The organism is Pseudomonas sp. R28(2017) (genome assembly GCF_002112505.1).
Classification (GTDB): Bacteria; Pseudomonadota; Gammaproteobacteria; order Pseudomonadales; family Pseudomonadaceae; genus Aquipseudomonas.
In genome coordinates this window covers 226465-245527 of record NZ_NEHW01000004.1, presented here as the reverse complement: position 1 = coordinate 245527, position 19063 = coordinate 226465, and the positions used below count along the sequence as shown (strand labels likewise).

The 19063-nt window shown below is 64.6% G+C and carries 21 protein-coding genes; 9 read left to right on the top strand and 12 right to left on the bottom strand.

The window, feature by feature from the left end:
* Positions 1-47: 47 nt before the first annotated feature.
* Both CAF78_RS09185 and CAF78_RS09180 read right to left on the bottom strand, forming a co-directional pair.
* Positions 48-920 (bottom strand): carbon-nitrogen hydrolase family protein, encoded by an 873-nt coding sequence (locus CAF78_RS09185; RefSeq protein ID WP_085675128.1) that lies wholly within the window; start codon positions 918-920, stop codon positions 48-50.
* Positions 917-1507 (bottom strand): GNAT family N-acetyltransferase, encoded by a 591-nt coding sequence (locus CAF78_RS09180; protein ID WP_085675127.1) that lies wholly within the window; start codon positions 1505-1507, stop codon positions 917-919. Before CAF78_RS09180 ends, CAF78_RS09185 begins: the two co-directional genes overlap by 4 nt.
* 115 nt (positions 1508-1622) lie before the next feature.
* Here CAF78_RS09180 and CAF78_RS09175 point away from each other — a divergent pair, with 115 nt between their 5' ends.
* On the top strand, positions 1623-2021 hold the full coding sequence (locus CAF78_RS09175) for a nuclear transport factor 2 family protein (RefSeq protein ID WP_085675126.1): 399 nt from the start codon (positions 1623-1625) through the stop codon (positions 2019-2021).
* A gap of 114 nt (positions 2022-2135) precedes the next feature.
* On the opposite strand, the gene CAF78_RS09170 is transcribed toward CAF78_RS09175, so the two are convergent.
* The 6 genes from CAF78_RS09170 to CAF78_RS09145 form a co-directional block, all read right to left on the bottom strand.
* Positions 2136-2714 (bottom strand): DJ-1/PfpI family protein, encoded by a 579-nt coding sequence (locus tag CAF78_RS09170; protein WP_085675125.1) that lies wholly within the window; start codon positions 2712-2714, stop codon positions 2136-2138.
* 51 nt (positions 2715-2765) lie between these two features.
* A complete protein-coding gene (locus tag CAF78_RS09165; RefSeq protein ID WP_085675124.1) occupies positions 2766-3923 on the bottom strand; it encodes a phosphatidylserine/phosphatidylglycerophosphate/cardiolipin synthase family protein in 1158 nt (385 codons plus the stop codon).
* Position 3924: 1 nt separating this feature from the next.
* On the bottom strand, positions 3925-4506 hold the full coding sequence (locus tag CAF78_RS09160; protein WP_085675123.1) for a YceI family protein: 582 nt from the start codon (positions 4504-4506) through the stop codon (positions 3925-3927).
* Between the two features lie 44 nt (positions 4507-4550).
* Positions 4551-4847, bottom strand: a complete 297-nt coding sequence (locus tag CAF78_RS09155) for an amidase (protein WP_085675122.1) — start codon at positions 4845-4847, stop codon at positions 4551-4553.
* The gene (locus CAF78_RS09150; protein ID WP_085675121.1) at positions 4844-5923 is read right to left on the bottom strand and encodes a serine hydrolase; all 1080 of its coding nucleotides are present in this window, start codon (positions 5921-5923) and stop codon (positions 4844-4846) included. Before CAF78_RS09150 ends, CAF78_RS09155 begins: the two co-directional genes overlap by 4 nt.
* 66 nt (positions 5924-5989) lie before the next feature.
* The gene (locus CAF78_RS09145; protein WP_085675120.1) at positions 5990-6877 is read right to left on the bottom strand and encodes an acyl-CoA dehydrogenase; all 888 of its coding nucleotides are present in this window, start codon (positions 6875-6877) and stop codon (positions 5990-5992) included.
* A gap of 146 nt (positions 6878-7023) precedes the next feature.
* Here CAF78_RS09145 and olsB point away from each other — a divergent pair, with 146 nt between their 5' ends.
* On the top strand, positions 7024-7779 hold the full coding sequence (olsB, locus tag CAF78_RS09140) for an L-ornithine N(alpha)-acyltransferase (protein ID WP_085675119.1): 756 nt from the start codon (positions 7024-7026) through the stop codon (positions 7777-7779).
* Positions 7779-8567 carry a lysophospholipid acyltransferase family protein gene (locus CAF78_RS09135; protein WP_085675118.1) on the top strand — a complete coding sequence of 263 codons (789 nt, stop codon included), beginning with the start codon at positions 7779-7781 and terminating at the stop codon, positions 8565-8567. The genes olsB and CAF78_RS09135 overlap by 1 nt, the downstream gene beginning before the upstream one ends.
* Positions 8568-8698: 131 nt before the next feature.
* Here the strand turns inward: CAF78_RS09135 and CAF78_RS09130 are convergent, their stop codons facing one another.
* Complete coding sequence (locus CAF78_RS09130) at positions 8699-9283, bottom strand: ACP phosphodiesterase (protein ID WP_085675117.1); 585 nt, start codon at positions 9281-9283, stop codon at positions 8699-8701.
* Between the two features lie 152 nt (positions 9284-9435).
* On the opposite strand from CAF78_RS09130, the gene CAF78_RS09125 reads away from it, so the two are divergent.
* Both CAF78_RS09125 and CAF78_RS09120 read left to right on the top strand, forming a co-directional pair.
* Complete coding sequence (locus tag CAF78_RS09125; RefSeq protein WP_085675116.1) at positions 9436-9738, top strand: helix-turn-helix transcriptional regulator; 303 nt, start codon at positions 9436-9438, stop codon at positions 9736-9738.
* A 17-nt stretch (positions 9739-9755) separates the two neighbouring features.
* On the top strand, positions 9756-10805 hold the full coding sequence (locus CAF78_RS09120; RefSeq protein WP_085675115.1) for an alkene reductase: 1050 nt from the start codon (positions 9756-9758) through the stop codon (positions 10803-10805).
* A gap of 121 nt (positions 10806-10926) precedes the next feature.
* Here CAF78_RS09120 and CAF78_RS09115 read toward each other — a convergent pair whose 3' ends face one another.
* From CAF78_RS09115 to CAF78_RS09105, 3 genes are all read right to left on the bottom strand, one after another.
* Complete coding sequence (locus CAF78_RS09115; protein WP_085675114.1) at positions 10927-11748, bottom strand: ATPase; 822 nt, start codon at positions 11746-11748, stop codon at positions 10927-10929.
* An 87-nt stretch (positions 11749-11835) separates the two neighbouring features.
* Entirely contained in the window at positions 11836-12831 is a 996-nt protein-coding gene (locus CAF78_RS09110) for an NAD(P)-dependent oxidoreductase (protein ID WP_085675113.1), read from the bottom strand.
* Between the two features lie 45 nt (positions 12832-12876).
* Positions 12877-13767 carry a LysR family transcriptional regulator ArgP gene (locus tag CAF78_RS09105; protein ID WP_085675112.1) on the bottom strand — a complete coding sequence of 297 codons (891 nt, stop codon included), beginning with the start codon at positions 13765-13767 and terminating at the stop codon, positions 12877-12879.
* 90 nt (positions 13768-13857) lie between these two features.
* Here CAF78_RS09105 and CAF78_RS09100 point away from each other — a divergent pair, with 90 nt between their 5' ends.
* The 4 genes from CAF78_RS09100 to CAF78_RS09085 all read left to right on the top strand — a co-directional run bounded on the left by CAF78_RS09100 (position 13858) and on the right by CAF78_RS09085 (position 19032).
* The gene (locus CAF78_RS09100) at positions 13858-14457 is read left to right on the top strand and encodes a LysE/ArgO family amino acid transporter (RefSeq protein WP_085675111.1); all 600 of its coding nucleotides are present in this window, start codon (positions 13858-13860) and stop codon (positions 14455-14457) included.
* A gap of 191 nt (positions 14458-14648) precedes the next feature.
* Complete coding sequence (locus CAF78_RS09095; protein ID WP_060508514.1) at positions 14649-15245, top strand: superoxide dismutase; 597 nt, start codon at positions 14649-14651, stop codon at positions 15243-15245.
* Positions 15246-15482: 237 nt separating this feature from the next.
* A complete protein-coding gene (locus CAF78_RS09090; protein WP_085675110.1) occupies positions 15483-17534 on the top strand; it encodes a bifunctional diguanylate cyclase/phosphodiesterase in 2052 nt (683 codons plus the stop codon).
* Between the two features lie 160 nt (positions 17535-17694).
* Entirely contained in the window at positions 17695-19032 is a 1338-nt protein-coding gene (locus CAF78_RS09085) for an imelysin family protein (protein WP_085675109.1), read from the top strand.
* Positions 19033-19063: the final 31 nt, after the last annotated feature.

Sequence of the window (19063 nt, the reverse complement as noted above, 5' to 3'; positions counted from 1 at the left end):
CTGTACCTGTGGGAGCGGGCTTGCCCGCGAAGCAGGCGCCGCCGTTTTCAAAGGACTTTCTCGAACTGGTCCGGCCAGTCCCTGCGGGTAAACACCTGCCCTTCCCGCCTCACCCGCCGCACTTCTTCAAGATCCACCTCACACACTAGCCACTGGCTGCTCTGCGGGCTCAACGCCTCACTCAACGCAATCACCCCGTCCCCCGGCATCCCGTGATCCGGCGGAACAAACAGCCCAGCCCGGCCGATGTTCTCATCCAGCGCCGGCGACCAGGGCGCCACCCCCACCGTCGGGCTTTGCAACACGGCTATCTGATTTTCCAGCGCACGTGCCTGCGCACCAATGCGCACCCGATGGTAGCCCGCTTCGGTGTCGGTGCAGCTCGGCGCCAGGATCAGGTCGGCACCACCCTCGGCCAGGCGCCGGGCCAGCATCGGGAATTCATTGTCATAGCAGATCAGGATGCCCAGGCGGCCAAGCTCGGTGTCGAAAACCTGCAGCCCATCACCTGCGGCAATGCCCCATTGCTCCCGCTCAAAGCGGGTCATCATCAGCTTGTCCTGGTAGCCGAGCACGCCCTCGGGGCCGAACAGCCAGGCACGGTTGCGGTATAGCCCATCAAGGTCGAGCACCGGCAAGCTGCCTGGCTGCAGGTAGATGCCCCAGCGCCGGGCAATCCCTTCGCACAACGCCAACCAAGGCTCGATCAGCGGCTGGATGCCGGCGATCGAGGCCTTGAGGTCGCCACGCTGCTCGGCCGGCAACTGGCCGCTGAGCACCAGCCCGGCGTATTCCGGCAGCAACAGCAGCTGGGCCCCCGCCTGCGCGGCCTCGGTACATAAATCCTGCAGGTGGTCGGCATAGGCCTCCCAGGTTTCGTGCAGTTCGATGGCGTACTGGCAGGCCGCGAGGCGGATCAAATCGGCAGCTCCTTGGTCCAGAACGACATGATCTTTTCCGAGCTTTCCGACTCGTCCAGGTCACGCCAGGCGTAGCGGGTGCGCAAGGAGGGATCATGCAGGAAGCCGCGATTGCGCCAGAAGCCGTGCAGCGGCTTGTAGTCCGCAGGCCGGCGCGGATGCACACCAGGGCGCTCCACGGCACAGAACGCACAGAAGTCGAATTCGGCAAGTTTGTGGGCATAGGACTCGCGCTCGATGAAGAAGCGCACGCCCAGGCCCCGGCCACGGTACTCAGGCAGTACCAGCGACTCACCGAAGTAGTAGACGCTGGCCGGGTCGCGCCCCAGGGCCAGGAACGGTTGCTGGAATTGCGGGGCCACATCCACCAGTGGCAGGCCGGTCGAAGCGCCAATTACCTGGCCATCGTCCAGCGCCAGCACCACCAGGCTGCGCCCGGAACGGGTGTAGCTGGCCAGGTAGTCGGCTTCGTACTCGGGGGTACCGTCATAGAGGTAGGGGAACTCGCGAAACACGGTCAGGCGCAGGCGAGCGAGGTCATCGATGTAGGGCGCGATAGCGGCGCCGTGCAACAGGCGTATTTCCATGCTTGGCGGTCGTTTTGTCGATGTGGATGACGCGCTCGGCTAAGCCGGGCTTGAGGGGAAACCCTATCATCCGGGCCAGCACACCGCCTTTTCCCTACACGACAGGTATTGTTCCATGACCGCTACCGAACTGGTAAATGCTTACTACGCCGCCTTCAATGCCGGCGACATGCCTGCGTTTCTGGCATTGCTCAGCGAAGACGTGATCCACGACATCAACCAGGGCGAGCGGCAGATGGGCAAGGCGAAGTTCGCCGCCTTCATGGACAAGATGAACCGCTGCTACCGCGAGCGCCTGGCCGACATCGTGGTGATGCAGAACGCCGACGGCAGCCGGGCGGCGGCGGAGTTCACCGTGCATGGCGAATACCTGGCCGACGACGAAGGGCTGCCGGCAGCCAATGGGCAGACCTACGTGCTGCCGGCGGGGGCCTTCTTCTACATTCACTGCGGCAAGATTGCCCGGGTGACCAACTACTACAACCTCAATGACTGGGTAGAGCAGGTTGCCTGAAGCAACACGGTCTCTGTGGGAGCGGGCGAGCCCGCGAACACCGGCGCAGCCGGTGCCATGCACCGCGTTGGATTCTTCGCGGGCGCGCCCGCTCCCACAAGTTGACCGCGTCTGTCAGGCGATACGGGTACCTAATATCTTGAGGAAGGCCGCCAACCAGGCCGGGTGCGCCGGCCAGGCTGGCGCGGTCACCAGGTTGCCATCGACATGCGCCTGGTCCACCGCGATATCGATGAACGTGCCACCGGCCAGGCGCACTTCCGGTGCACAGGCCGGGTACGCACTGCACTCGCGCCCTTCCAGCACACCCGCCGCCGCCAGCAGCTGCGCGCCGTGGCACACCGCCGCAATCGGCTTGCCAGCCTGGTCGAACGCCCGCACCAGTTCCAGTACCTTCTCATCCAGGCGCAGGTACTCCGGCGCACGGCCACCGGGGATCAGCAACGCGTCGTAACCCTCGGGCCGCACCCGCACGAAGTCGTAGTTCAGGGCGAAATTGTGCCCAGGCTTTTCGCTGTAGGTCTGCTCGCCTTCGAAATCATGAATCGCCGTGCGCACAGTCTGCCCCGCGACCTTCTCCGGGCACACCGCATGCACCGTGTGGCCGACCATGCTCAGCGCCTGGAACGGCACCATGGCCTCGTAATCTTCGACATAGTCGCCAACCAGCATGAGAATCTTCTTCGCCGTCATCGCACCCACTCCTTCGATTGCCCAGGGACAGTCTCTGCACGATAGCCGCTATCAGTCGCGCCGGTCGAGCACGTTGACCACCAGCCGGTCCAGCCAACCCCACACCCGCTGCTTCACCCGACGCCACAGTGGCCGGGCATGCCAGTGGTCGAGGTCGACCACCTCGCTCAAGGCGAAATCCCGCTCGAAGCTGGCCTGCACGGCGGCCGTCAACGGCGGGTCGAGGGCCTCGATGTTGGCTTCCAGGTTGAAGCGCAGGTTCCAGTGATCGAAGTTGCACGAACCGACACTGACCCAGTCGTCGATCAGCACCATCTTCAAGTGCAGGAAACACGGCTGGTACTCGTAGATGCGCACCCCGGCACGCAGCAATCGCGGGTAATAGCGGTGCCCGGCATACCGCACCGAAGGGTGGTCGGTGCGTGGCCCGGTCAACAGCAAGCGCACGTCGACGCCTTTGCCAGCGGCCCGGCGCAACGACCGGCGCACGCTCCAGGTCGGCAGAAAGTACGGCGTGGCCAGCCATACCCGCTGCTTGCCGCTGTTGATCGCCCGGACCAGCGAATGCAGGATGTCCTGGTGCTGGCGGGCGTCGGCATAGGCCACCCGGCCCATGCCCTGGCCTTGCACCGGCACCTTGGGCAAGCGCGGCAGGCCAAAGCCCTCGGCCGGGCGCCAGGCGGTGCGGCGGTTGTTGGCTTGCCACTGCCGGTCAAACAACAGCTGCCAGTCGGTGACCACCGGCCCTTTCATCTGCACCATCACCTCGTGCCACTCGCTGGTCGCCTCACCCGGCGTCCAGAACTCGTCGGTGACACCCGTGCCCCCCACCACCGCCCAGCGTTCGTCCACCAGCAACAGCTTGCGATGGTCGCGGTACAGGTTGCGCAAACCACGCTTCCAGCGCAGGCGGTTGTACCAGCGCAGGTATACCCCGGCATCCAGCAGGCGCTGGCGCAACGCCTGCGTGAACGCCAGCGAGCCATAGTCGTCGAACAGACAGCGCACCCGGACGCCGCGCCGTGCTGCCTGCTCCAGCGCCTCGACCACCGCCTCGGCACAGGCACCGGCCTCGACCAGGTACAACTCCAGGTCGACCTGGAACTCGGCGCGCACAATCGCCTGGAGCATCCGCGGGAAGAATTCGGGGCCGTCGATCAGCAGTTCGAACTCATTGCCATCCCGCCAGGGGAAGACCGGCCCCGGCATGTCAGCGGGCGTTGAAGATCAGTACCGCGTTGACCGGTACCGACGGGTTGATGGATTTCAGCTTGGCGAACGTGCGCAGGCTTTCCAGCCCTGGCAGCAGGCCAAAGTCCGAGGCCCGCAGCACCAGGGGTTCGAGGGTCACCACCTGGAAGCGCCGCTGATCCAGGCGGGTAGCCAGCAGCAGCGCGTTGTAGCTGTGCGACTGACCATGCAGGGTGACGGTCAGCGGCAGGCGCAGTTCGATCTGCGCGCCATCGGCCAGGTCGTTGAGCGGCCGCAGGTCGATCTGCGCCTTCACGCTCGCCTCGGCGAAGCGCGCCACCTCGAACAGGTGGTCGCGCATCTGCTCGTCACGCAGCGGGATACCACTGCTGACTGAATCCATCTCGATGCTCAGCGCCGCCGCGCCTTTGCCGCTGACGCTGCCGTGCAACACCAGGAAGCGATGCACCTCGGCGGTATCACCGTTCTTGCCGGTGACGAATGACAGGCGTGACGACTCGCCATCGAGGTGCCAGTTGGCATGGGCGGGCAGGCACAAAGCCAGCAGCAGTGCAGGCAGTAGACGGGGCAGCTTGAACATGACAGGTCTCGTGAAACTTGACCGCCAACCTTACCTGCCCGCCCTCATGGCAGCAAGCGGCAGCCGGCCTGCGCCCCCTGCCACGCTGCCTGGTTGCGCTGGCCAAGGCCCTCGGCGCTGACCCGCCGGTGCGGGCCGTCTTCCTCCAGCCGGCCCAAGGGCAACCATTGCTTCACATACCCTCGGCAATAGCCTTCGTCGAAGCCCATGACGAAGCGGCACGAGCAGTACTCCTTGGCCGAGTAGGCCGATAGGATGCCGGGGAAGTCCACCAGCGCCTGGCGCTCCAGCCAGGCCCAGCCGAGCAAGGCGACGGTCAGCAGCAACAGCACGCGCTTCATGCACCCTCCTTGGCCAGCGCCGCCAGCACCCGCTTGAGCAGCTCGTTGTGGCGGTAACTACCGTCGCGGTCATCGGCAAAGCGCACGATCAGCAATTTATGCGACGGCACGATATACAGCGCCTGACCCCAGTGGCCGAGCGCAGCGTAGGTCTCTGGCGGGGCGTCGGGCCACGGTGCCGGGCTTCCCGGCAACGGCAGGTTGAGCCACCAATGGCCGCCCGGATTGGCTTCGCCGGGCATCGCGGCGGCCTGGGTGAACAGCGTGCGGTTGAAGGCCACCCAGCTCGCGGGCAGCAGCTGGCGACCTTGCCAGCGGCCATCGCGCTGCATCAGCAAGCCGATGCGCGCCAGGTCCCGGGCACTGAGATAGAGGTAGGAAGAGCCGACGAAAGTGCCCGTGCCGTCACGCTCCCAGACCGCGCTGTCGATGCCCAGTGGGGTGAACAGCGCCTGCCAGGGGTAGCCGGCATAGCTACCGGTGTCGAGCATGCCGCGCAACGCGGCGGCCAGCACATTGCTGTCGCCACTGGAATAGAAAAAACGCTGGCCGGGCTGTTCGGCACCGGCGCGGCTTGCGGTGTAGGCCGCCATGTCGTTGCGCCCGCGGGTGTAGAGCATGGCCACGACAGAGGACTTCAACGGCGCGTATTCGTAGTCTTCCTGCCAGTCCAGGCCGCTGGCCCAGTGCAGCAGGTCGGCCAGGCGCACGTCGGGGTGAGCCTGCATGGGCGGGTAGTAGCGCGCGGCGGTGTCCTGCAACTGGAAGCGGCCTTCACCCTGGGCAACGCCCAGCACAGTGGCCAGCACGCTCTTGCTGACCGACCAGGTCAGATGGGCGGTATTGGCGGTAGTGGGGGCGCTGTAGCGTTCGTGGAGGATGCGCCCGTCACGGATGATCAACAGGGCATCGGTGCGGATGCCGCTGCGTTCGCTGGCGTTGCGTTCGGGGAAGGCGTAAGCGTCGACGGCCTGCCAGTCGAGGGCAGCACTGTCGATCAGCCAGTCAGGCTCGGGCCAGACTTCGGCCCAGGCGGGGCATACAGCTAATGCAAGTATCAGCAGCAGTACTTTCATCGTCATCGCCTACGGGGGCTGCTTCGCGACCCCAGGATCTAAAAGATCCCGCAGTCTGTCAGGCGTTCATGACAACCCTGCTGCCAGCCAGGCCTTGGCCAACCGCTTTTCCCGCGCCGCAGTGGCCAATGCCAGCACCCCCTGATCCCGCTGCCACAGCTGCGCCCACTGCTCCGGCCCCGCCAACAGCGCCTTGTCTATCGCCCCACGCAGTTCCTGAAACTGCGAGAACAACCCGCCCAGCAGCAAGTGGCAACCGACACTGTCGGCGCACTGTCGGCTGCCCTCGGCACACCCCGCCAACAATCCAAGTAAACGCAGGCGCAACTCCTGCGGCCAGCCACACTCCTGCCCTACGCCGTACAACCAGGCCGTCAGCGCCGCGAGTACATACAGGTCTTCCAGCGAACGGAACGGTTTGACATAGGCGTCCCAGCCATCGCCAGCCAGCAGCTCGCAGGCCGCGTCCTGCAAGCGCAAGCGAGCATGCCCGACCTCCGGCATCAGCGGCAGGGTCGGCAAGGCTTCCAGCGTCACCCCGGCCTCCCCTGGGTAAACCACCGCCAGGCTCAGCCGTGGCGCCTCACCCAGCACTTCGCTGCGTGCAGCCACCAGCAGCCACTCGGCATCCAGGCCCGCGGTGACGAAATCCTTGTTGCCGTTCAGGCGCAAACCGACCAGCCGGGTATGCATGTCCGCCGGGCGCACGCTGCGCCGCTCGGTGGCGCACAGCGCGCCAAGGCTGGCCGGGGCACTGGGCCAGAGCACGCGCAATGCGGCCTGGTAACCGATGAGGAACGCGAGGCCCGGCGTGGCCATGGCGCGTGCGCCCAGTACCGCCAGTTCGAACGGGGCAACCGCGCCAAGGCGCTCGAGCTGTGCGGCATAGGTCTCGCCCAAGGTGCCGGCCAGGGGCTGGCGAAAAGGGTCGTTGAGTCGTTGCAACCAGGCCATCGGGCGCTCCTTCAAGGGGGCTGTCGGGGGTGTCATGCAAGCATCACCAAAGATTCACAGGGGTGACACCGCGCCTACCTAGGCTGACTTTGCACAACAAAGCCGACCGGCCGCAACCCTTCATGGCTGGCTTATGGAGACTCGTAATGACTCGGATCGCTCACTCTGGCGACAACAGCACTGAACGCCGTCTGCAAGCCGAACGCCTGGTCGGCGCTGCGGCCCTGCAGGAAGCCCAGGCCCTGCGCTACAAGGTGTTCAGCGCGGAATTCAAGGCCAAGCTCAAAGGCGCCGAACTGGGCCTGGACATGGATGACTACGACGTACATTGCCGCCACATCGGCGTGCGCGACCTGAGCACCGGCGAGCTGGTGGCCACCACCCGCCTGCTCGACCACCAGGCCGCCAGCAGCCTGGGGCGCTTCTACAGCGAAGAAGAATTCAGCCTGCACGGCTTGCTGCAATTGCAGGGCCCGATCCTCGAACTGGGCCGTACCTGCGTCGCCCCCGACTACCGCAACGGTGGCACCATCGCCGTGCTCTGGGGCGAACTGGCCGAAGTGCTCAACGAGGGCCGCTACAGTTACCTGATGGGTTGCGCCAGCATTCCCATGCAGGACGGCGGCGTGCAGGCCCACGCGGTGATGCAGCGCCTGCGCGAGCGATACCTGTGCACCGAGCACCTGCGCGCCGAGCCGAAGAACCCGTTGCCCAACCTGGCCCTGCCGAACAACGTCATCGCCGAGATGCCACCGCTGCTCAAGGCCTACATGCGCCTGGGCGCGAAGATCTGTGGCGAGCCTTGCTGGGACGAGGACTTCCAGGTCGCCGACGTGTTCATCCTGCTCAAGCGCGACGACCTGTGCCCGCGCTACGCCCGCCACTTCAAGGCAGCGGTCTGATGCGTGGCCTGCGGGTGCCCGCCCGCCTCTTGCGGCTGCTGCTGGTGCTGTCGCTCGGCATGCTCATGGCCGGCGTCATCGCCGTGGGCGAACGCCTGGGGATCAAGGCGCCCATCGCACTTCGCCAACGCTGGTCGTGCTGGTTCATGAGGCGCCTGGTCGGTGCCCTGCCCTTCGAGGTACGGGTGATCGGTGAGCTGCCACAACGGCCGATGCTGTGGGTCAGCAACCACGTTTCCTGGACCGACATTCCCCTGCTCGGCATGCTGCTGCCGCTGTCGTTCCTGTCCAAGGCCGAAGTCCGCCACTGGCCGGTGGCCGGCTGGCTGGCAGAGAAGGCCGGCACCTTGTTCATTCGCCGCGGTGGCGGTGACGGCCAACGCCTGCGCGAACAGATCAGCGAACAGCTGGGCCAGGCTCGGCCGCTGCTGATCTTCCCCGAAGGCACCACCACCGACGGCCGCCAGCTGCGCACCTTCCACGGTCGCTTGCTGGCCGGTGCCATCGACCAGGGCGTGGCAGTGCAGCCGGTGGCCATTCAGTACCTGCGCAACGGCGAGGCAGACCCGATTGCGCCGTTCATTGGCGACGACGACCTGGTTTCGCACCTGATGCGCTTGTTTGCCGAGCCGCGGGGTGAGGTGTGCATTCACTTGCTGAAGCCGATCGGCAGTGCCGAGCAGGAACGTGCGGCGCTGGCATTTCAGGCGCAGCAGGCGATTCACATGGCGTTGTTTGAGGTTGAGGAGGTGGCGGTGGTGCCTCGGCGCCAGGCACGCGCTGCCTGATTCATGCATTTCCTGTACTGGCCCCTTCGCGGGCACGCCCGCTCCCACAGGTTCACCACAGACTCGAGAACTGTAATGTACCTGTGGGAGCGGGCGTGCCCGCGAAGGGGCCGGTTCAGCCAGCACAAGGCTTAGCTGTCAGACAACCTTCCTGCCGCTGCAAACGCCTGCAACTGCGGATAGAACTCGCGAAAATCCGCCAGCAACGGCTCATACAGCCGCTCCAGCTCATCCATCACTCCAGCCATCCCTTCCGGCCGCGACAAGCGCCGGGCGATGCCGTTGAACACCTGCTCCAGCGTGGCGAAATCACCATACGCCCCCAGCCAGTCATCCGCCGCCATGAACGGCGCAATCCGCGCCAGCCGCCCCGGCAGCTCAGGCTCGGCCAGCAACACCCGATAAAAATCCCCGGTGAACTGCACCAGCGGCTGCTCGGCGTAATCCCCCCAGTTCCGCGCCAGGCAATGGTCGAAAAACACATCCAGGACGATCCCGGCAAAGCGCCGCCGCTCCCGCGGAAAACGCGCCAGCGCCGCCAGTACCAGAGGGTGCTGGTCGGTGTAGCTGTCGATATGCCGGTGCAGCCGGATCGCCGCCTCCAGTACCGGTGGGAAGCGCCCCTCCAGCGAGCCTTTGACGAAGTCGCCATACAGGCTGCCGAGCAGTTGTTGCGGCGCCGGGCCGCCCAGGTGCAGGTGTGCGAGGTAGTTCATGGCCGCAGTCTAGCACCGTCGCCGCGTATATCGTTATAACGCGATATAGCGATTCGTGCTCAGCTCAGAACCACTTCATATTTGTATATCGCGAAATACCGATGTACGTTTCGCCCTATCGCGATATACCGCTACAGCACGAGCCTCAACCCATGCCACTCGATCTCGACGAAATCATAAAAGCACTGGCCCACCCGGTCAGGCGAGAAATCCTCAACTGGCTGAAAGACCCGGCAACGCAGTTTCCCGACCAGTACCACAGCACCGAAAACGGTGTCTGTGCCGGGCAGATCGACCAACGCTGCGGCCTATCGCAGTCGACCGTCTCCGCCCACCTGGCCACCTTGCAGCGGGCCGGTCTGATCAGCAGCCAGAAGGTCGGCCAGTGGCACTTCTTCAAACGCAACGAAGCCACCATCGAGGCGTTCCTCGAACAACTGCGCCAAGCGCTTTGACAAGGCAGGTAACCGTTATGACCACGCTTTTCGATCCGATCCAACTGGGCGACGTGCAACTGCCCAACCGTATCATCATGGCTCCGCTGACCCGCTGCCGCGCCGATGAAGGCCGCGTGCCCAATGCGCTGATGGCCGAATACTACGTGCAGCGTGCCAGTGCCGGCCTGATTCTCAGCGAAGCGACATCGGTCACGCCGATGGGCGTCGGCTACCCCGACACCCCCGGTATCTGGAACGACGAGCAGGTACGTGGCTGGAACAACGTCACCAAGGCCGTACATGGCGCTGGCGGGCGCATCTTCCTGCAACTGTGGCACGTCGGCCGTATCTCCCACCCCAGCTACCTCAACGGTGAGCTGCCGGTGGCGCCCAGCGCCATCCAGCCCAAAGGCCATGTCAGTCTGGTACGGCCGTTGAGCGACTACCCGACCCCGCGCGCCCTGGAAACCGAAGAGATCGCCGACATCGTCGAGGCCTACCGCAGCGCTGCCGAAAACGCCAAGGCCGCCGGCTTCGACGGCGTGGAGATTCACGGCGCCAACGGCTACCTGCTCGACCAGTTCCTGCAGAGCAGCACCAACCAGCGCAGCGACCGTTACGGCGGCTCGCTGGAAAACCGCGCACGGTTGCTGCTGGAAGTGACCGACGCCGCCATCGAAGTCTGGGGCGCGGGCCGCGTCGGCGTGCACCTGGCGCCGCGCGCCGATTCCCATGACATGGGCGATGCCGACCGCGCCGAGACCTTCACCTACGTGGCGCGCGAACTGGGCAAGCGCGGCATTGCCTTCATCTGCTCGCGGGAGAAAGAAGCCGACGACAGCATTGGCCCGCTGATCAAAGAAGCCTTCGGCGGTGCATACATCGTCAATGAGCGCTTCGACAAGGCCAGTGCCAATGCTGCCTTGGCGGCAGGCAAGGCGGATGCGGTGGCGTTTGGTGTGCCGTTTATCGCCAACCCTGACCTGCCGGCGCGGCTGGCGGCGGATGCACCGTTGAACCAGGCGCATCCGGAAACTTTCTATGGCAAGGGGCCTGTGGGTTACATCGACTACCCACGCCTCTGATTTAAACCTCGGGGCCGCTTTGCGGCCCATTCGCGGGCTTGCCCACTCCCACATGAACTGCACAGGCCTCAAGCGTGGCTATGTACCTGTGGGCGAGCCCGCGAAGAAGGTTTAGGTGATCTCAAGGGCGGGCATTGATCTGCTGCTGCAGGTTCTGGATCTGGCTCTGCAGGGTATTGAGGTTGCGCGTGGTCTGCCCACGGAACGCATCGAACTCCTGCACCGTCGCCCCGCTCGACGACGCCGCGCGGTTTTCCATCTGGGTCTTGAGCACCAGCACATCCTGCTCCAGGCTTTCCACTGCGGCTTTCTGGTTGCCCTGCTTCTTCAGCGCAGCCACTTCATCGTTCAGGTTCTTCAGCTGGCCATCGAGCTTGCCGCCATCGACCTGCCCCGATTTCAGCGCCGCCAATTCAGCGTTCACTGCTTTCAACTGTGCCTGCAGTTGGGTCTGCAGCTCAGTCACCGCTTTCTGCTGCTCACGGGTATCGGCCAGCACCTGCTCCAGGCGCTTGCCCAGGTCACCGGCCTGCCCCGCCACACCTTGCTGCTGCTTGCCCTGCTCGGCCAGGCTGGCCTGCAACTGACGGATCTGCAGCTTCAGTGCCTCACTGCCCGTGGTGCTCGAAGTCTCGCTGGCAGCGACCTTGCCGCTGATTGCCTGCAAACGCCCAGCGGCTTCTTCGCTGATCCGCGCAAAGCTTTCCTGGGTGGCCACCAGTTGCTGCTCCATCAGCGAGATCTGCTGGAAGCTCCACCAACCCAGCCCCGCCAGGGCGATGAACGAAGCGCCCAGCAATGCCCAGAGTGCCCCGGTGCTGGCCGGCCTGGCCGCCCTCTTGCGGCTGCGCGAGACGTGCGCAGGCAACAACTCGTCATCATCTGGGGTACCCGCCCGCAAGGTGGGCACATCATCGAAATCGTCGTGGGCATCGTTACGCATAGGTGGCTTCAACCGCGGTAGTAGCAAAGAGACATGAGTATAAACCGCTTGCGCGGCGCACTGATGACCATCATCTGCAGATCTGGTTCACTGCCCCAGCGGTTGATGCTTCCACCAGGCGCAGAATTCATCCAGCGCGGTCCACAGGCTGACCTTGGGCTGGTAATCCAGGTATTGCCGGGCACGGCTGATATCCAGGGTGAAATCACGGCTCATCACCTGCATGCCCAGGCGCGTCAACGTCGGCTGCGGGCGCCCGGGCCAGAGCAGGCAGGCGGCCTCGTTCAAGGCGGCCACGCTGTAGGCCAGGCCATAGGAGCGGTAGCGGGTAACCTGCGGCAGCTGCATCTGGCGCATCACGTAGTTGACCACGTCCCACAGCGGCAGTGGCTGGCCATTGCTGATGTTGTAGGCCTGGCCCAGCGCACGATCTTCGGCGAACAACGCGCTCAGCAGCGCCTCGTTGAGGTTGTGCACGCTGGTGAAGTCGACCTTGTTCAGGCCGTTGCCGACGATCGCCACACGGCCCTTGCGCTGCATCTGCATCAAACGCGGGAAGATGCTCGCATCACCAGCCCCGGTGACGAAGCGCGGGCGCAGCGCCAGCACTTCCAGGCCGAACTCCTGGGCGCCGAAGACTTTCTGCTCGGCAATATGCTTGGTTTGCGCATAGTGGTCATGAAAGCGGCGCGGCACCTGGTCTTCACGGATACCCAGGCGTGAACGGCCGTTGAAGTAGATCGACGGCGACGACAGGTGCACCAGGCGCCGCACGTGCTCCTTGAGGCAGCCTTCCACGACATTTTCCGTGACCACCACGTTGCCCTGGTGGAAGTCCTGGTAGCGCCCCCAGTTGCCCACGGCGCCCGCGCAGTGCACCACGGCCTCGACACCCTGGCAAAGACGACGGGCCAGTTCAGGGTCACCCAGGTCGCCGGGGATGAACTGTGCCCCCCGTTTGACCAGGTGCTCCACGCCTTCGGCACGCCGGCCGCTGACCCGTACAGCCAGGCCCTGCTCCAGGGCAAAGCGCGCGAAGCGCCCGCCAATGAAGCCGCTCGCGCCGGTGACCAGAATTTGCATGTATGACTCCGCCTTGATTTCAGATGCAACAGACGCCAGCCGCCGCTACAAGGGCACCAGCCAGTGCTGTGCCGTCTGCCGCAGGTGTTCGGTCAGTTGCGCGAGCAGGTGCCCGCCGTTGCGCCAATGATGCCAGTACAGCGGCACATCGATAGGGGTATCGCTGCAGATTTCCACCAACTGGCCATTCGCCAACTGTTCACGGGCCTGCAACTCGGGCACCAGGCCCCAGCCCAGGCCGGCCTCGGTCATGCGCAGAAAACCCTCGGACGAGGGGCACAGGTGATGCAGGAAACCGTCCTGAATCCCCAGCGATGCCAGGTAACGGTGCTGCAGGAAGTCGTCTGGCCCGTAGACGATGGCCGGCGTGCGGGCCAGGCGCTGTGCCGCGAACCCTTGCGGGAAGTAACGCGCCATGAACCCTGGGCTGGCCAGCGCCCGATAGCGCATGGCCCCCAGCGGCAGGCTGCGTGCGCCGGCCACTGGCCGCTCGCTGCCACACAGGCACGCGGCCACTTCACCCGCGCGCATGCGCTTGAGGCCGACTTCCTGGTCTTCCACCACCAGGTCGGTGAGCAGTTGATGCTCGGCGCAGAATGCCCCCACCGCACCGGCCCACCAGGTCGCCAGGCTGTCGGCGTTGAGGGCGATGCGCAGGCGCTCGGGCATGCCTTCCTCGTCCAGCGCGGGCACCTGGCGCTGCAGGTCGCGCTCGAGCAGGCGCACCTGCTGCACATGGTTGAGCAACTGGCGGCCGACCTCGGTCGGGCTCGGCGGCGTGGCACGCACCAGTACCGGCTGGCCAACCCGCGCTTCGAGCAGCTTGATGCGCTGCGAAATGGCCGACTGCGAAAGCCCCAGCACCTGCGCGGCACGTTCGAAACCGCCTTGCTCGATGACCGCCGCGAGGGCTGCCAGCAGCTTGTAGTCGAACATCGATTTTCCTAATGACGGATCAGCGCTATTTGTTTTTCTTATACAGCCTGACTCGCCACAATATCCAGCATCTTTTACGGAGTGTTCGCCATGTGGCAAAGCTATCTCAACGGCATGCTGGTGGCCTTCGGCCTGATCATGGCCATCGGTGCACAGAACGCCTTCGTCCTCGCCCAGAGCCTGCGCCGCGAGCACCACCTGCCGGTGGCTGCGCTGTGCATCGTGTGCGACGCCATCCTGGTGGCCGCCGGGGTGTTCGGCCTGGCCACGGTGCTGGCGCACAACCCGACGCTGCTGGCGATCGCCCGCTGGGGTGGTGCGGTATTCCTCATCTGGTACGGCGCCAAGGCACTGCGCAGTGCCTTTTCCAAGCAGAGCCTGCAGCATCAGGAAGGCCAGGGCATGCGCTCGCGCCGGGCAGTATTGCTCAGTGCGCTGGCGGTTACCTTGCTCAACCCGCACGTGTACCTGGACACGGTGTTGCTGATCGGCTCGCTGGGTGCCCAGCAGACTGCTCCAGGCGCCTACGTGGCCGGGGCGGCCAGCGCCTCGCTGCTGTGGTTCTCGACCCTGGCGATCGGTGCCGCCTGGCTGGCGCCATGGCTGGCACGGCCGGCCACTTGGCGGATGCTTGACCTGATGGTGGCGGTGATGATGTTCGCCGTGGCCGCGCAACTGATCTTCAATTGAGGGCCGCCGGTCGGCGGCCGCCAACCGCTCTGGAACCTCTATTCCCTATCTTTGTTGCGTGGTTATGCGCCGGGCCCGGTGCTATGATCCAGCCCTTGCGTCGCAAAGAGTACAAACTCGCCGACGTACATCGGGCCGCCCGTGATCGGCCTTGCGCAAACCGCAAACAGACCTGAATCAGGAGATCCACCATGGCTTTTGAATTGCCGCCGCTGCCGTACGCCCACGATGCCCTGCAGCCGCACATCTCCAAGGAAACCCTGGAGTATCACCACGACAAGCACCACAACACCTATGTCGTGAACCTGAACAACCTGGTCCCAGGCACCGAATTCGAAGGCAAGACCCTGGAAGAGATCGTCAAGGCCTCTTCGGGCGGCATCTTCAACAACGCCGCTCAAGTCTGGAACCACACCTTCTACTGGAACTGCCTGTCGCCAAACGGCGGCGGCCAGCCGACCGGCGCCCTGGCTGATGCCATCAACGCCGCTTTCGGTTCCTTCGACAAGTTCAAGGAAGAGTTCACCAAGACTTCGGTTGGCACCTTCGGTTCCGGCTGGGGCTGGCTGGTGAAGAAAGCTGACGGCTCCCTGGCCCTGGCCAGCACCATCGGCGCCGGCTGCCCGCTGACCAGCGGCGACACCCCGCTGCTGACCTGCGACGTCTGGGAACACGCCTACTACATCGACTACCGCAACCTGCGTCCGAAGTACGTCGAGGCGTTCTGGAACCTGGTGAACTGGGCCTTCGTTGCCGAACAGTTCGAAGGCAAGACCTTCAAGGCCTGATTCATTCAGCCCTGAACGAAGAGCCCGGCCCCGTGCCGGGCTTTTTTGTGCCTGCCCGTTTTCTGCCAGGGTCTTGCTCAGCGCGGATAGCACGCTAACATCAAACGTCTGGAAGTTTGATGGCGCGCACTCAAGTTGCAGGGTCGGGCAACCGATACACTACCCAAGGTCGGCCGATAGTGTATTGCCAACGTTAATGGCAAAATGATGCCATGCGCATGGATTAAGGAAACCCCATTGAAGCTGGAATTGCGGAACAGCTTATCGGTCAAGTTGCTCAGGGTCGTGCTCCTCTCGGCGCTGGCGGTCGGCGTCGTCCTCAGTTGCGCGCAGATCGTCTACGACACCTACAAGACCCGCCAGGCCGTCAACAACGATGCCCAACGCATCCTCGACATGTTCCGTGACCCCTCGACCCAGGCGGTGTACAGCCTCGACCGGGAAATGGGCATGCAGGTGATGGAAGGCCTGTTCCAGGACGAATCGGTGCGCATGGCCTCGATCGGCCATCCCAACGAAACCATGCTGGCGGAAAAGTCCCGTCCGCTGCAGGACATGTCGATGCGCTGGCTGACCGACCTGATCCTCGGCCAGGAACGCACCTACACCACCCAGCTGGTCGGCCGCGGCCCATACAGCGAGTACTACGGCGACCTGAGCATCACCCTCGATACCTCGTCCTACGGCGAAGACTTCCTGGTCAACGCGGTGATCATCTTCATTTCCGGGGTGCTGCGCGCGCTGGCCATGGGCCTGGTGCTGTATCTGGTCTACCACTGGCTGCTGACCAAGCCGCTGTCGAAGATCATCGAGCACCTCACCCAGATCAACCCTGACCGCCCCAGCCAGCACCAGATCCCGCTGCTCAAGGGCCACGAGAAGAACGAGCTTGGCATCTGGGTCAATACTGCCAACCAGTTGCTGGCCTCGATCGAGCGCAACACCCACTTGCGCCACGAAGCCGAGAACAGCCTGCAGCGCATGGCCCAGTACGATTTCCTTACCGGCCTGCCCAACCGTCAGCAACTGCAGGAACAGCTCGACAAGATCCTCGCCGATGCCGGCCGCCTGCAGCATCGCGTGGCCGTACTGTGCGTAGGCCTGGACGACTTCAAGGGCATCAACGAACAGTTCAGTTACCAGACCGGCGACCAGCTGCTGCTGGCCCTGGCCGACCGCCTGCGCGCCCACAGTGGCCGCCTGGGAGCCCTGGCACGCCTGGGTGGCGACCAGTTCGCCCTGGTCCAGGCCAATATCGAGCAGCCTTACGAGGCTGCCGAGCTGGCCCAGAGCATCCTCGATGACCTGGAGCTGCCGTTCGGCCTCGACCACCAGCAGATTCGCCTGCGCGCCACCATCGGCATCACCCTGTTCCCCGAAGACGGCGACAGCACCGAAAAGCTGCTGCAGAAGGCCGAGCAGACCATGACCCTGGCCAAGGCCCGTTCGCGCAACCGCTACCAGTTCTACATCGCCAGCGTCGACAGCGAAATGCGCCGCCGCCGCGAGCTGGAAAAGGACCTGCGCGAAGCCCTGCCGCGCAACCAGCTGTACCTGGTCTACCAGCCGCAGATCAGCTACCGCGACCACCGTGTGGTCGGCGTCGAGGCCCTGCTGCGCTGGCAGCACCCGGAGCTGGGCATGGTTCCGCCCGACCAGTTCATCCCCCTGGCCGAGCAGAACGGCAGCATCATCAGCATCGGCGAGTGGGTGCTCGACCAGGCCTGCCGGCAATTGCGCGAATGGCACGACCTGGGCTTCAGCGAATTGCGCATGGCGGTCAACCTGTCCACCGTGCAGCTGCACCACAACGAGCTACCGCGGGTGGTCAACAACCTGCTGCAGGCCTACCGCCTGCCACCGCGCAGCCTGGAGCTGGAGGTGACCGAGACCGGTCTGATGGAAGACATCAGCACCGCCGCCCAGCACTTGCTGAGCCTGCGCCGTTCCGGGGCGCTGATCGCCATCGACGACTTCGGCACCGGTTACTCGTCGCTCAGTTACCTGAAGTCGCTGCCGCTGGACAAGATCAAGATCGACAAGAGCTTCGTCCAGGACCTGCTGGACGATGATGACGACGCCACCATCGTTCGCGCCATCATCCAGCTGGGCAAGAGCTTGGGGATGCAGGTGATCGCCGAAGGCGTGGAAACCGCCGAGCAGGAAACCTACATCATCGCCCAGGGTTGCCATGAGGGTCAGGGCTACCACTACAGCAAGCCGTTGTCGGCGCGCGAGCTGACCAACTTCCTCAAACAGGCTCAGCGCAACCAGGTCTCCGCGCTGTAACACCTACCCCCGCGATTACAGGCCGTGACGCGCATTTACATGAATTGCGCGCCCGCCTCTTTACAGCAAATGTAAATCTTTCGCATGATGTTGCCGTTTCGCGTGCCACGGCGCACGGCCTAACCCCATGGTCCAACCACACGACGCAGGAAAACCAATAATGATTCGAATGCCTCTGGCCTCCGCCAGTCTGCTGGCCATCGCCATCGCTCTCGCCGGTTGCGGCGAAGGCAAGGATGACAAGGCCGCCGCTCCGCAAGCTCAGGCACCTGCTGCTGCCAGCACCGCTGCTGCGGCGCCCGGGGCTGTCGACGAAGCGGCCGGCAAAGCCGTGGTCAAGCATTACACCGAGATGGTCTACGCCGTGTACAGCGACTCGCTGAGCACCGCCAAGACCCTGCAGACCGCCGTCGACGCGTTCCTTGCCAAGCCCAACGACGAAACCCTGAAGGCCGCCAAAGAGGCCTGGGCCGCCGCGCGCGTTCCGTACCTGCAGAGCGAGGCGTTCCGCTTCGGCAACACCATCATCGACGACTGGGAAGGCCAGGTGAACGCCTGGCCCCTCGACGAAGGCCTGATCGACTACGTCGACAAGAGCTACGAGCATGCCCTGGGCAACCCGGCGGCCAGCGCCAACATCATCGCCAACACCGAGATCCAGGTCGGCGAAGAGAAGGTCGACGTCAAGGACATCACCGCCGAGAAGCTGGCCAGCCTGAACGAACTGGCAGGCTCCGAAGCCAACGTCGCCACCGGCTACCACGCCATCGAATTCCTGCTCTGGGGCCAGGACCTCAACGGCACCGGCCCAGGCGCCGGCGCCCGCCCGGCGTCCGATTACCTGGAAGGCAAAGGCGCCACCGGCGGCCACAACGACCGTCGCCGTGCCTACCTGAAGGCGGTCACCGAGCTGCTGGTCAAGGACCTCGAAGAGATGGTCGGCAACTGGGCGCCAAACGTCGCCGACAACTACCGTGCCACGCTGGAAGCCGAGCCTGTGGCCGATGGCCTGCGCAAGATGCTGTTCGGCATGGGCAGCCTGTCGCTGGGTGAACTGGCCGGTGAGCGCATGAAGGTCTCGCTGGAAGCCAACTCGCCGGAAGACGAGCAGGACTGCTTCAGCGACAACACCCACTACTCGCACTTCTACGACGCCAAGGGCATCCGCAACGTCTACCTGGGCGAATACACCCGTGTCGACGGCACCAAGCTGACCGGCCCGAGCCTGTCCTCGCTGGTGGCCAAGGCCGATCCGGCAGCCGACGCCACCCTCAAGGCCGACCTTGAAGCCACCGAAGCGAAGATCCAGGTGATGGTCGACCACGCGCTCAAGGGCGAGCACTACGACCAGCTGATCGCCGCCGACAACGCTGCCGGCAACCAGATCGTGCGCGATGCCATCGCCTCGCTGGTCAAGCAGACCGGTTCGATCGAGCAGGCTGCAGGCAAGCTGGGTATTGCCAACCTGAACCCGGACACCGCCGATCACGAATTCTGATCTGCAGTAACGGTACTGAAAGAGGCGGCCT